The organism is Rhodococcus sp. BP-316 (assembly GCF_019836105.1).
In the GTDB taxonomy this organism is placed as follows: Bacteria; Actinomycetota; Actinomycetes; order Mycobacteriales; family Mycobacteriaceae; genus Rhodococcoides.
Window position 1 is genome coordinate 119011 of record NZ_JABUEE010000008.1, and the last position, 14399, is coordinate 133409.

At 68.7% G+C, this 14399-nt stretch carries 5 protein-coding genes; all 5 read left to right on the forward strand.

Translation table 11 applies throughout. The annotated features are described in order from the left end of the window. Window positions 1-40: 40 nt before the first annotated feature. The gene (gene eat / locus HQ312_RS16500) at window positions 41-1471 is read left to right on the forward strand and encodes an ethanolamine permease (RefSeq protein WP_222639337.1); all 1431 of its coding nucleotides are present in this window, start codon (window positions 41-43) and stop codon (window positions 1469-1471) included. Continuing rightward, a complete protein-coding gene (locus HQ312_RS16505; RefSeq protein ID WP_222639339.1) occupies window positions 1468-2880 on the forward strand; it encodes an ethanolamine ammonia-lyase subunit EutB in 1413 nt (470 codons plus the stop codon). The genes eat and HQ312_RS16505 overlap by 4 nt, the downstream gene beginning before the upstream one ends. Next, window positions 2877-3602, forward strand: coding sequence for an ethanolamine ammonia-lyase subunit EutC (eutC, locus tag HQ312_RS16510; RefSeq protein WP_222639341.1), 726 nt, complete (start codon window positions 2877-2879; stop codon window positions 3600-3602). Before HQ312_RS16505 ends, eutC begins: the two co-directional genes overlap by 4 nt. Window positions 3603-3628: 26 nt before the next feature. Then, the gene (locus HQ312_RS16515) at window positions 3629-5134 is read left to right on the forward strand and encodes an amidohydrolase (RefSeq protein ID WP_222639343.1); all 1506 of its coding nucleotides are present in this window, start codon (window positions 3629-3631) and stop codon (window positions 5132-5134) included. A gap of 500 nt (window positions 5135-5634) precedes the next feature. Further along, window positions 5635-14217 (forward strand): amino acid adenylation domain-containing protein, encoded by an 8583-nt coding sequence (locus HQ312_RS16520; protein ID WP_222639345.1) that lies wholly within the window; start codon window positions 5635-5637, stop codon window positions 14215-14217. The last annotated feature ends 182 nt before the right edge of the window (window positions 14218-14399 follow it).

Consider the following 14399-nt stretch of genomic DNA (forward strand, 5'->3'; position numbering starts at 1 on the left):
TCACCTCACCACCCGCTCACACTCCGAAAGAGGCTCACCCATGGCCGTGAAGGAACCGCGCCCCGTGGCGTCCGATTCTCAGGCAGAATCGTCCGACTACCTGGCCAAGCGCACGCTCAAGACCGGCAGCGCGGGGTGGGTGCTGCTGGCCGGGCTGGGCGTCAGCTACGTCATCTCGGGTGACTATTCGGGATGGAACTTCGGGCTCGAGCAGGGTGGGTTCGGTGGTCTGCTGATCGCGGGCATCCTGATCGCCGGCATGTACCTGGCGATGGTGCTGGGCATGGCGGAGATGTCGTCTGCGCTCCCGGCCGCGGGCGGCGGATACACGTTCGCCCGGCGCGCGCTCGGGCCGTGGGGCGGATTCGCCACCGGCACAGCCATTCTCATCGAGTATGCCATCGCCCCCGCGGCCATCGCGACCTTCATCGGCGCCTACGTCGAGTCGCTCGGCCTGTTCGGGATCACCGACGGGTGGTGGGTGTACCTCGCCGTCTACGCCATCTTCATCGGCGTGCACCTCGCCGGTGTCGGTGAAGCGCTGAAGGTCATGTTCGTCATCACCGGCATCGCTCTCGTAGGCCTCGTCATCTTCGCTGTCGCCGCGATCTTCCAGTTCGACGCCTCCAACCTCACCGACATCGCCCCGACGGATGCCGCGGGCGCCTCGAGTTTCCTGCCGATGGGGTACCTGGGGATCTGGGCCGCGGTGCCGTTCGCGATCTGGTTCTTCCTCGCGATCGAGGGCGTGCCGCTCGCGGCCGAGGAAGCGAAGGATCCGGCGCGCAACGTGCCACGCGGCATCATCGCCGCCATGGCGGTGCTGCTGGTGACCGCCACCGCCATGCTGATCCTCGTGACGGGCGCCGGCGGAGCCGACGCGATGCAGGCGTCGGGCAACCCGTTGGTGGAGGCGCTGGGAGACAGCGGCGCCGCGACGGTGGTCAACTACATCGGCCTCGCCGGTCTGATCGCCAGCTTCTTCTCCATCATGTACGCCTACTCCCGGCAGCTGTTCGCGCTGAGCCGCGCCGGCTACCTGCCGAAGTCCATGTCGGTGGTCAACAGCCGGAAGGCGCCGACGCTGGCACTGATCGTGCCCGGCGTCATCGGCTTCGCCCTGACGTTCACCGGCAAGGGCTCGATGTTGTTGAACATGGCCGTCTTCGGGGCGGCGCTGAGCTACGTTCTGATGATGGTGAGCCACATCGTGCTGCGTCGCCGCGAGCCCGACATGCCGCGCCCGTACCGCACCCCGGGCGGCACGGTCACGACCGGATTCGCGCTCGTCATCGCGGCCTTCGCCGTGATCGCGACGTTCCTCGTGGACAGCCAGGCGGCGCTGTGGTGCCTGGTCGTCTTCGCGCTCTTCATAGTCTACTTCGGCGTCTACAGCCGCCATCACCTGGTGGCCAATTCTCCGGACGAGGAGTTCGCGGCGCTCGCCGCTGCCGAGGACGAACTCGGGTGAGCACCTACCACCAGCAGATCTCGGGATCGACCTACACCTTCGACGGTCTCGTCGAGGTCATGGCGAAGGCCACCCCGGCGCGATCGGGCGATCAACTCGCAGGCTGCGCGGCGGAGTCGGACGCCGAACGTGCCGCCGCCGCCTGGGTTCTGGCGGATCTCCCGTTGCAGACTTTCCTCGACGAGCAGGTGGTGCCGTACGAGAGCGACGAGGTCACCCGCCTCATCATCGACAGCCATGACGCGCAGGCATTCGACGCTGTCTCGCATCTGACGGTGGGCGGTCTGCGGGACTGGTTGCTCACGGTCGCAGCGGAACCCGACAGCGCCCGGACACTGCGGGAGGTCGCGCCGGGGCTCACCCCGGAGATGGTGGCCGCGACGAGCAAGATCATGCGCAACCAGGATCTCATCGCGGTGGCGCGGGCGGCGACGGTGATCTCGGCGTTCCGCACCACCATCGGTCTGCCCGGAACGATGGCAACCCGGCTGCAGCCCAATCATCCGACGGACGACCCGCACGGTATCGCCGCGGCGACGCTCGACGGTCTGCTGATGGGCTCGGGCGACGCCGTCATCGGCATCAACCCGGCCACCGATTCACCCGCCGCGACAGCGGATCTGCTGTACCTGCTGGACGAGATCCGGCAGCGTTTCGAGATCCCGGTGCAGTCGTGCGTGCTGTCCCACGTCACCACCACCGTGGATCTCATCGGCAAGGGTGTCCCGGTGGATCTCGTGTTCCAGTCCATCGCCGGAACGGAGGGGGCGAACTCCAGTTTCGGGGTGACGGTGCCGATGCTCCTCGAGGCGAACGAGGCGGGAAAGTCGTTGCACCGCGGCACCGTCGGGAACAACGTCATGTACCTGGAAACGGGCCAGGGTTCGGCGCTGTCCGCGAACTCGCACTTCGGGACCGGGGGCAAGCCGGTCGATCAGCAGACGCTCGAGACCCGCGCGTACGGGTTGGCGCGGGCGCTCGATCCGCTGTTGGTCAACACCGTCGTGGGCTTCATCGGACCCGAGTACCTGTACGACGGCAAGCAGATCATCCGTGCCGGCCTCGAGGATCACTTCTGCGGCAAGATCCTGGGCCTGCCCATGGGTGTCGACGTCTGCTACACCAACCATGCCGAAGCGGACCAGGACGACATGGACACCCTGTTGACGCTGCTCGGTGCCGCGGGCGCCGCCTTCGTCATCGCCGTGCCGGGTGCCGACGACATCATGCTCGGCTACCAGAGCCTGTCCTTCCACGATGCCCTCTACGTCCGACAGGTGTTGGGCCTCAAGCCCGCTCCCGAGTTCGAGGCGTGGATGCACCGGCTGGGGATGACCGACGACGCGGGGCGGGTCCTGCCCGTCGACGCCGCGTCGTCGCCGCTGCGAGCACTGACGACGCCGGCATGAGCACCCCGGACTTCTGGACCGACCTGCGTGTCACGACGCAGGCGCGCATCGGGCTCGGCCGGGCGGGGGACGCCCTGCCGACGACGCGGGTGCTCGAGTTCCGGGCCGCCCACGCCGCGGCGCGGGACGCTGTCCACATGCCGCTCGACACCGACAGCTTCGCTCGGGAGATCGCGGCTGTCGGACTCGGTGATCCGGTGGTCGTGTCCAGCATGGCGTCCACCCGCAGCGAGTATCTGCGTCGTCCCGATCTGGGACGGCAGCCCGAGGACCTGTCCGGCGTCGACACGGTCGACGCGGACATCGGAATCGTGTTGTGCGACGGTCTGTCCCCGCGGGCACTGATGGATCACGGCGCAGGATTGCTCGCTGCGCTGAAGGAGTCGCTGGGTACGTTCACGATCGCGCCTCCGGTGATCGCGACCCAGGCCAGGGTGGCGCTGGGTGACCACGTGGGCGCTGCGCTCGGGGTGTCCACGCTGATCGTCGTCATCGGCGAGCGTCCCGGTCTCTCGGTGGCGGACAGCCTCGGCATCTACCTGACGCACGGTCCGAAGCCGGGCCGTAACGATTCCGAGCGCAACTGCATCTCGAACATTCACCCGCCCGGCGGCATGCACTACGACCATGCGGCGCGGGTGACGGCATCGTTGGTCGCGGGTGCGCGCACGCTCGGGCGGTCCGGCGTCGATCTCAAGGACTCCTCTCGCGAACTGACCTGACCCGCGCACCGTTAGGGTCTGACATCGTGCTGCTGCAACGTGTGCGCGTCGATCCCGCGCGGGACGACCTCTCGGACGTCCGCATCGTCGACGACCTGGTGAGCGAGATCTCGGCACCCGGGGAGCGACTGACTCCCGCCTCCGCCGAGACCGTCGTCGACGGGCGCGGGGGAGTGGTGCTGCCCGGGTTCGTCGACGGTCACCTGCACATGGCGCAGTGGGCACTCGCGCGCCGCCGACTGGACGTCGGCGCGGCCACCAGTGCACGGCATCTCGTCGACCTGCTGGTGGCGTCGGGCCTCACCGGCGACGTTCGTGCACAGGGCTTCCGGGGTGCCCTCTGGCCGGACGCACCGCACAAGGACATGCTCGAGGCCGCGCTGCCGGGTGTGTCCGTCGCGGTGACGAGCATGGATCTGCACACCGTCTGGCTCTCCCCGGCGTTGCTGCGCGAGCTCGCGGTCGATCACCCCACCGGTGTCTTCCGCGATCACGACGCCATCGCGATCGCGAGTGCCGTCGACGCGCGTGTCGGTACGGGCGTGCTCGACGAGTACGTGTGCGAGGCCACCGAGGATCTCGCCGCGCGGGGCGTGACCGAGGTCCTCGACTTCGAGTTCGACGACAACCTCACCGCGTGGACGCGGCGCTTCGCCTCCGGTCGTCCGGCAGTGCGGGTGAGCGCGTCGACGTGGCCGACGTGGCTCGAGGAGACACTGGCGGCCGGCCACCGGACCGGCGACGTCGCCGCGGACACGGGCCGCATGCTCCGCATGGGGCCGCTGAAGATCATGGCCGACGGGTCGCTCAACACGCGGACGGCCTGCTGCCACGACCCCTATCCCGACGCGGGGCACGCGGCGCCGGCGACGCACGACGCCGAGGCACACGGGCTGCTGCTCGTCGACCATCCGGAGCTGGTGCGATTGATCTCGCGCGCGGCGGGCGGTGGAATCGCCGCCGCGGTGCACGCCATCGGTGACCGCGCCAACACCGTCGTGCTCGACGCCTTCGAGACCGTGCGCGCGCTCATGGACTCGGGTGCTCTCCCCGTCGTCGGTGGACGCGTCGAGCACGCGCAGCAGGTCCGCCCGGAAGACCTGGACCGGTTCGCGGCGCTGGGCGTCGTCGCCTCGGTCCAGCCTCAGCACGCGGTGACCGACCGCGACGTCGCCGACGTGCTGTGGTCCGGCCGACGATCGATCGCGTACGGCTACCACTCGCTGCACCGCCACGGCGCGCTGCTGCAGTTCGGGTCCGACGCTCCCGTCTCCCCGCCCGATCCGCGGTCGGCCGTCGCCGACGCCGTGTTCCGCACCGACGACGAGCGACCGTCCTGGCATCCGGGCGAGGCGGTGCCGATGGACGTCGCACTGCGGGCGGCATCGGGTGGGCGCGCAGGTGTCGACGTCGGATCCGCCGCCGATCTCGTCGTGCTCGCCGAGTCCCCGTACGTCCTGTCGAACGCCGACCTGCGGTCCGTTCCGGTGATCGCCACGATCAGCGGTGGGCGCGCGACCCACGTGTCCTGAGCCTTCGCCACCGTGTCGGAGACACACGCGGTGGCCGAGCAACCCGACCCGTGTCGCTACCCGGCGGTAGTGTCGATGTGTGAGGTATGAGTACGCCGCGATGTCGTTCACGGCGGCGTGGACAGCAGAGCCCATCGCCGCGAGTGATTGGGTGGGACTCGTCACCGTCAACTAACATGAAAGGCTGCCCGACAACGAGAGGATCGTCATCGATCACGCATTTTCATCGCCGCTGTTCACAGCCGTGGCAGCTGGCGGGGTCGTGACGGCACCTCTGATGTGTAACGAACGACCGGGTGAGAGCGACGGGCACGACGTCGAGTGCGGACGACGAAACGGGGGAATCGTCGTCTGGACGGCCATGAAGGCGGACTCGGTCTGCCGGGGTGCCGTGTGTCAACACGGGGCCACGAGAGATCACGGGGAGTAGACGAGTGGATGACGGTGCACGGTTCGATGGCGGACCGGCCGGCGAAGGTCCCCTGACGAGTGATGGAACGGTGCTTCCGGACGGTGCGTTCCCGCTGTCCGGAGCGCAGCGCGGTATCTGGTTCTCCCAGCAACTCGCCGGTGACGTCCCGATTTCCATCGCGCACTATGTCGAACTGAACGGAAGCCTCGACCTGGACGTTCTCGAGTACGCTCTCGACCGGGCCGGGCGCGAGTTCGGATCGGGCTACCTGCGTCTCACCGAGGTGGACGGCGAGCCGTACCAGTACGTCGATCTGAGCATGCGCGACCACATCTCCTATTTCGATCTGCGCTCCGAGTCCGATCCGGAAGCAGCGGCGATGGAGTGGATGACACGCGAGTACAGCGCACCCGTGGACATGCTGGTCGACCGACTGGTGGTCTCCCACGTCCTTCGGTTGAGCGATGAGCGCTGGTTCTGGTACTCCCGCATCCATCACGTCGCGCTGGACGGTTTCGGCGCGATGACGATGATCCAACGTACGGCTGCGCTGTACACGGCTGCGATGGACGGCGAGGAGCCCGAACCGTCCAAGGCCGTCGATCTTCACAACCTGTACGTCGACGACGCCAAGTACCGATCGTCGGACCGCTTCGAGAAGGACGCCGCGTATTGGGCCGAGAAGGTACGCAGCCTCCCGGACCCGCCGTCGCTGTCATCCGTCACAGCGCCGCCGACGTCGCCCGCGTTGATCGCCGGCGGTTTCGTGTCCACCGATCTGGCAGAACGGCTCGACGCGCGCGTGACCTCGCTCGGGACCGCCTCGGCTCCCTTCGTCGTCGCTGCCTTCGCAGCGTTCGTCTCCCGCATGACCGGAGCCGAGGACACGGTCCTGAGCCTCCCGGTGTCAGCTCGCACGACCGCGGTCATGCGCCGGTCGGGTGGCATGGTCTCCAACGTCGTGCCGCTGCGTCTGGCACTGCCGCCGAGCTGCACGGTCGCCGAGTCCGCATCCCAGGCGCAACTCGAACTCACCGGCGCCCTGCGTCGTCAGCGATACCGCCACGAGGACATCCGCCGAGACAGCGGTGAGTCGGCCACCCAGCGTGGACTGTTCGGTCCGTCGATCAACATCATGCTGTTCCACGACGAATTGCGGCTCGGCGCCGTCAACGGTTCGTACAACGTGCTGACCACCGGTCCGGTGGAGGATCTGGCGCTGAACATCTATCCCGGCGCGGACAGTCGGGAGCTGCGGATCGACTTCGAGGCGAACCCGCTGCGGTACACGCAGGACCAGCTGAACGCGCATCGTGCCCGCTTCGTGCGCTTCCTCGACGCCCTGATCGGTGCCGAACCCGATGCTCCGCTCGGATCACTCGAGGTGCTGACCGACGACGAGCGGCAGCGTTTCGTTCCCGCGCTGGGCGGCGAAAGCTTCCCGCAGGTCACCTTCGGCGCCATCATCGCCCGCGCCGTCGACGCCGCCCCCGACACGGTGGCCGTCACGTGCGGGTCGGAATCGGTCACGTACGCCGAACTCGACGCGCGCTCCAACCGCCTGGCCCGGTTGCTGATCTCGCGGGGCGTCGGACCGGAGAGCGTCGTCGCGGTCGCACTCGGTCGATCGGTCGAGATGATCCACGCGACGTGGTCGATCGTGGCATCCGGTGGCGCGTTCCTCCCGATCGACCCGGCCTATCCCGTCGAACGCATCGCGCACATGTTGGGTGATTCCGGCGCACGGATCGGGCTGACCACACGCAGACACGTGAAGGACCTCCCGGACACGATCGAGTGGCTCGTCGTGGACGATCCGGAGTTCGGCGACGATCTGGCCGTCTGCTCGCCCGCACGGCTGACCGACGCCGACCGCACGGCGCCGGTGCGATCGTTCACGGCAGCATGGATGATCTACACCTCGGGTTCCACCGGTCTGCCGAAGGGCGTGACGGTCGGTCACGACGGTCTGTCGAACATCATCGGCGAGATGACGGTGACGTACGGTGTGTCGACGAAGTCCGTCGTCCTCGGTGTCGCCTCCCCGAGCTTCGATGCGTCGATCTTCGAGCAGTTGATGGCTCTGTCCGCCGGCACGACGCTGGCGTTGGCTCCGTCGGAAGTGTTCGGCGGCGAGGACCTGGCGGACTACATCCGCGAGAAGAGAGTCACGCACGTCGTGATCACGCCTGCGGCACTGGGATCACTCGAGCCGGAGGGGCTGGAGCAGATCGAGTCCATCATCAGCGCCGGTGAGGCACTGCCGTCCGAGGTGGCGGCACGCTGGGCTTCCCGCACCGCGCTGCGGAACGCCTACGGCCCAACCGAGACCACCATGATCGGGTCGATCTCTGACCCACTGGAGCCCGGTGCGCCCGTGACCATCGGTTCCCCTATCCGTGGAACGCGACAGGTGGTGTTGGACAACCGACTTCGCCCAGTACCCGTGGGTGTGGTGGGCGAACTGTATCTCGCCGGCGTGGATCTCGCCCGCGGCTACGCCAACCGATTCGCCCTCACCGCCACGCGCTTCGTGGCCGGGCCGTGGGCCGAGTCGGGCGGGCGCATGTACCGCACGGGCGACCTGGTTCGGTGGACCGAGGATCGGGACCTGATCTACGTCGGTCGCGCCGACTCGCAGGTGAAGATTCGCGGCTTCCGCATCGAACTCGGTGAGATCGACGCGGTGCTCGCGGAGCATCCCAGTGTCCGTACCGCCGTCACCGTGGCGCACAAGCAGTCGTCCGGGGCCACGGTGCTCGCGGCGTACATCGTGCTGCGCCCGGACATCACGCTCGAGCACTCGGAACTGCTCCGCCACGCCGCGCAGCATCTACCGTCGCACATGATCCCCGCCGCGGTGGTGGTGCTCGACCATCTGCCGGTCACCGTCAACGGCAAGATCGATCACCGCCGTCTGCCCGAGCCGGTGCTGGCGACACGCGAATTTCGCGCGCCGACGACTGTCGTGGAGGAGATCGTCGCGACAGTGTTCACGCAGTTGATGGGCGTCGAGCGGGTCGGACTCGACGACGACTTCTTCGCTCTCGGCGGCAACTCGCTCATCGCGACGCGCGCCGTCTCCCGCCTCGGCGCCGCTCTGGGAACCCAGGTCTCGGTGCGCACCCTCTTCGAAGCGCCCACCGTCGAGTCGCTCGCGTCCCGGTTGCAGCAGGGTGCGCGCGGCGAGACCCGCATGCCGCTCGTGCGCCGTGAACGGACCGGTCCTGTGCCCTTGTCGCTCGCACAGCGGCGTATGTGGTTCCTCAATCAGTTCGACCCGTCGTCCGTCGCCTACAACATCCCGCTGGCCCTGCGTCTGGAGGGCGATCTCGACATCGCCGCGCTGCAGGTCGCGATCATGGACGTGGTCGACCGTCACGAAGCGCTCCGGACGTCCTACCCGGACACCGAGAACGGACCGGTCCAGGTCACCCACGAGCCCGAGGCCGTGGTACCGGATCTGACACCCGTACCGGTCGACGCGGACGACCTGCACGGCGTGCTGATCTCCTTCGCGATGACCACCTTCCAGGTCACGGAGCACGTCCCGCTGGTCGGTCGTTTGTTCCAGATCAGCGAGACCGATCACGTGCTCGCGATCGTGGTGCACCACATCTCCGCAGATGGTGCGTCTCTGACGCCCCTCGCGCGCGACCTGATGGCGGCCTACAGCGCCCGCATCGCGTTCTATGCGCCCACGTGGACCCCGCTGCCCGTGCAGTACGTCGACTACACGTTGTGGCAGCGGGAGGTGCTGGGGTCCGAGGACGATCCCACGTCGCTCATCGCGCAGCAGGAGCGCTACTGGGTCGAGACCCTGCGCGACGCACCGGATCTGCTGCCGCTCCCGATCGACCGTGCTCGTCCGTCCCGGTCGTCGCTCAGCGGAGGAGCGCACGCGTTCGAGATCGACGCCGAGCTCCACGCGAAGATGATCGACCTGGCCGGCCGCCATCGCACCACGCTCTTCATGGTGGTGCACGCGGCGCTGGCCGTGACGCTCGCCAAGATCAGCTCGACCGACGACATCGTCATCGGCACCCCGGTCGCGGGACGCGGCGACGCGGCGATCGACGACCTCGTCGGCATGTTCGTCAACACGTTGGCTCTGCGCACCACCGTGGGCAGCCGCCAGCCGTTCGACGCGCTGCTGGACCACGTCCGCGAGCGTGACCTGCAGGCGTTCGCCAACAGCGACGTGCCGTTCGAGCGCCTCGTGGAGGTGCTGTCCCCGGCGCGGTCGGAGTCGCGTCACCCGATCTTCCAGGTGATGCTGGCGTTCGAGAACATGGGTCACTCGACGGTGGAACTCACCGGACTGCGCCTGTCCACGGTCGATCTCGATCTGCAGGTGGTCAAATTCGATCTGCAGCTGACCATGACCGACCGCACCGACGACGCGGGCCGTCCTGCCGGTATGCCGGCCACGTTCTCGTACGCGTCGACACTGTTCGACGCCTCGACCATCGAGGCCGTCACACGCCGGTTCGTGCAGGTGCTGACCACGATCGTCGACGATCCCAGTGTGTCTGTCGCCGACATCGACGTGCTCGACGCCAGTGACCGCGTGGTCGCCGAGAGGTCGATCCAGCGAGTGTCCGAGGGCCGTCCCGTGGGCGACGACACCATCGTCTCGCGGGTGCTCGATCACGCGGCGAGCCACCCCGAAGCGAGTGCAGTGCGGTTCGGCGAGGTGTCGATCACTTACGGCGAGTTGGACTCTCGTTCGCGCGCCGCTGCAGCGAGGCTGTACGCGCTGGGGGTGCGGTCCGGCGATCGGGTCGCGGTGGTGTGCGACCGGTCGGTGGATCTGGTCGCCGTGCTGTTCTCCGTCATGAGGGCAGGCGCGACCTACGTGCCGATCGACCCCGAGTATCCGGGCGACCGGGTCGACTACGTCGTGGCCGACTCCGGTGCGCGCTTCGCCGTGGTCTCCGCTCGGCTCGAGGACCAGGTGCGGCGCGACGGCCTGACCGTCGTCGTGGACACCGATGTCGTGGCGGCGGAATCGGATTCGGAGTCGGGGTCCACCGCGCTGCTGCCCGTGGCGCGGCCGGACGACGTCGCGTACATCATCTACACCTCCGGATCCACCGGTAACCCCAAGGGTGTGGCGATCCCGCACACCAACGTGGTGACGTTGCTGACGAACACCGAGCAGTACTTCGGCTTCGGACCCGACGACGTCTGGACGATGTTCCACTCCTACGCCTTCGACTTCTCGGTGTGGGAGTTGTGGGGCGCGCTCACCACGGGCGGCAGCGTCGTCGTGGTGGACCACTGGACCGCTCGCTCGCCGGGCGACTTCCTCGACATGCTCGCCGACCGGGGCGTGACGGTGCTCAACCAGACACCGTCGGCGTTCTATCAACTCGCCGAGGCCGAGCGCGACCGTGCGGGCACCGAGCTGTCCCTGCGCCACGTCGTCTTCGGCGGTGAGGCGTTGGATCTGTCGCAGCTGCAGCGCTGGTACGCGCGGCACGCGGACGACAGTCCCCGGCTCGTGAACATGTACGGCATCACCGAGACGACGGTGCACGTCACCTACCAGGAGTTGACGGCGGCATTCGCGGCCGCGGCCCAGGGCAGCGTCATCGGCGTTCCCGTCCCGGGTCTCGGCGGCATTGTGCTCGACGACGCCCTGCGGCCCGTACCCGTCGGGGTTCCAGGTGAGCTCTACGTCCTGGGTGATCAGTTGGCACAGGGCTACGTCGGTCGCCCCGACCTGAACGCCACCCGGTTCGTGGCCAACCCGTACCTGGCCGGTCAGCGGATGTACCGGTCCGGTGACGTCGTGCGGTGGAACCGCGACGGTGCACTGGAGTACCTCGCACGTGCTGACGCCCAGGTCCAGATCCGCGGTTTCCGCGTGGAACTGGGCGAGATCGAGACCGTCGTGGCGTCCACGCCCGGTGTCGCGGGCGCCGCCGCGTCGGTGGTGCGGCGCCCGGCCGGCGACGTCCTGGTCGCGTTCGTGGTGCCCGAATCGGGCTCCACGGTCGACGCGGTGGCAGTCACCGAACACGTCGCCTCGCTGTTGCCGGCGTACATGGTTCCCGCGCGTATCGTCGAGCTGGACCGTCTGCCGCTGACCGTGAACGGCAAGCTCGACCGCAAGGCGCTGCCCGAGGTCACCGAGGACTCCGATCGCACGTACCGCGCACCCGAGACGCGGGTGGAGAAGGCGATCGCGGGTGTCTTCGAGGACATCCTCGACGTCACACCCGTCGGCCTGGACGACGATTTCTTCGGACTCGGCGGCAACTCGCTCGTCGCGACCCAGGTCGCGTCCCGCATCGGTACCGAACTGGGCGTGCACGTTCCGGTCCGCGCCGTGTTCGATGCGACCACCGTCTCGCGTCTCGCGGCGGTCGTCGCCGAGCTCGGTGCGTCCGATCGACCCGCGCTCGTCGCGGGTCCCCGTCCCGATGTGATTCCGCTGGCACTCGCACAGCAGCGCATGTGGCTGAGCAACCGGCTCGACCCGTCGTCGCCGATGTACAACCTGCCGTTGGGTATCCGGCTCGAAGGCCGTCTCGATCTCATGGCACTGCGTCGTGCTGTTCGTGACCTCGTCACGAGACACGAGATCCTCCGCACCGTGTACCCGCAGACGGACGGCGTACCGCGGCAGGAGATCCTGACGGTCGACGAGGCGGGCGTCGAGCTCGCCGTCCAGGATGTTCCGTCCGCGCGGTGGATCGACGAGTTCGTCGCCCTCGCGACGCGCGGCTTCGACGTCACCACGGCGGTCCCGCTGCGGCTCGCGGTGTTCCGAGATCCGGAAGTCTCCACCAAGGCCGTGCTCGCGATCGTCGTGCACCACATCGCCGCGGACGGCGTGAGCCGCGTGGCGCTGACCCGCGACCTCGTCACCGCCTACCTCGCACGCACCGAGGGCGTCGACCCCGCGTGGGCTCCGCTCCCCGTCCAGTACGCCGACTACGCGGTGTGGCAGCGCGACGTCATCGGCTCGCCCCGCGACGCCGAGTCGGTCGCGTCCGCCCAGATCGCCTACTGGAAGCAGGCTCTCGACGGCCTGCCCCCGGAGCTGGACCTGCCGCGTGACCGGGAGCGGCCGGCGTCGCCCACCCGCGAGGGTGCGTCCGTCCACTTCGCAGTGGACGGGTTCGCGGCGGACCGGGTGGAGGCACTGGCGCGCGACCACAACGCGACGCGATTCATGGTGGTGCACGCGGCACTCGCCGTCGTCCTCTCCCGCCTGTCCGGATCGACGGACATCGCGATCGGCACCGCTCTCGCGGGCCGCGGAGATCCGGCGCTCGACAACCTGGTCGGCATGCTCGTCAACACGGTGGCCCTGCGTCTGCGGGTCGACGAGGATCTGAGCTTCGCCGAACTGGTGGCCGCAGCCCGTCGCGTGGACGTCGACGCGTTCGCGCACTCGGAGGTGCCGTTCGAGACCGTCGTCGACGCCGTCGCGCCGCAGCGCACGGGATCGGTGCCGCCGCTCTTCCAGACCGCACTGGCGTTCCGCAACATCACGCCGGCGCGGGTGGAGCTGCCCGAGATCACCGTGTCCGAACTGGAGAATCCGTTCGAGCCCGCCAACTTCGATCTGTTGCTCACGGTCGACGACGACGGCTCGCGGAAGCCGGGCGGCGACATGACGATGATGTTCACGTACTCGACCGAGCTGTTCGACGAGGAGACGGTGGAGACCTTCGGCCGGCATCTGGCGTCGGTGCTGCGGGCCGGGGTCACCGAACCCACGCGCGTCGTCGCCGATCTGCCGCTCGCCGAGGTGGTCACCGCGGCGCCCGTGGTGGAGCCCACGACTCCCGCGGCGTACTCGGGACCGTCGGTGGTCACGTCGTTCGCGTCGGCCGTGGAATCGGATCCGGACGCCCCCGCCGTCGTGATCGGCGAGAACGAGGTCAGCTACGCCGACCTCGACGCTCGTTCCAACCGCCTGGCGCGCTGGCTCGCGGGGGCAGGAGTCGGTGCCGGGTCGACGGTCGCGGTCCGGTCCGGCGACTCCGGCCTCGACACGGACACCCTGGCCCTGTGGTGGGGGATCCTCAAGGCAGGCGCGGCGTTGGACATCGGCCGAGTCGCACCCGACGTGATCGTGCTGTCCGGCGCATCCCGCAACGGGAGTCGGGCGCCGCTGATCCTGTCGGTGGACGACGCCGCCGACGACGTGGCGCAGTTCTCCGCGCGCCCCGTCACGTACGCGGATCGGGCACGCCCGCAGAACGGAGCCGATCCGGCGCTGGTCCTGCCGACCGGGACGGGCTCGGTCGGCGTGCTCACGTTCGACGAGCTCTCCGGCATCGTGTCCGCCGAACTCGATCGACTCGCCGTGGACTACGAGTCCCGGTTGTTCGCGACGGCGGCGGTCTCGACCGTGTCGCAGGCGCTGCGGGCGCTGGTCGCCGGTGTCGCGGGCGCCGCTGTGCTGGTGCAGGACGGTGCGGCGGAGTCGCTGACGGACGTGCTGCTCGATCAGTGGGTGACGCACCTGTTCGCCACCCCGTCGGACCTGTCGGCGGTGGACGCCGGGGAGTTCGAGGATCTCGCCGTGGTGGTCACCGACGCGGGCCGGGGCGACAGCGAGTCGTGCGACGGCTTCGCCGACGGCACCGAGATCGACGTCGTGCCGTTGACCTCGACGGGTATCGGACTCGCCATGCGGAGCTCATGACGGGATCCGTCCACACCACGGAGACAGGCGCCGTTCACACCACCCGGGTGAGCGGCGTGCGCGCCGCCCTGCTCGATAGGGTGGATCAGATGGGGCGACGCCCCATGAAGCACGCGTGCGCGCATCCGCGGGGAGTGTCGCGAGTACGCAGCGGGATCGTCGGTGGGCAACCAGGGGCGAGG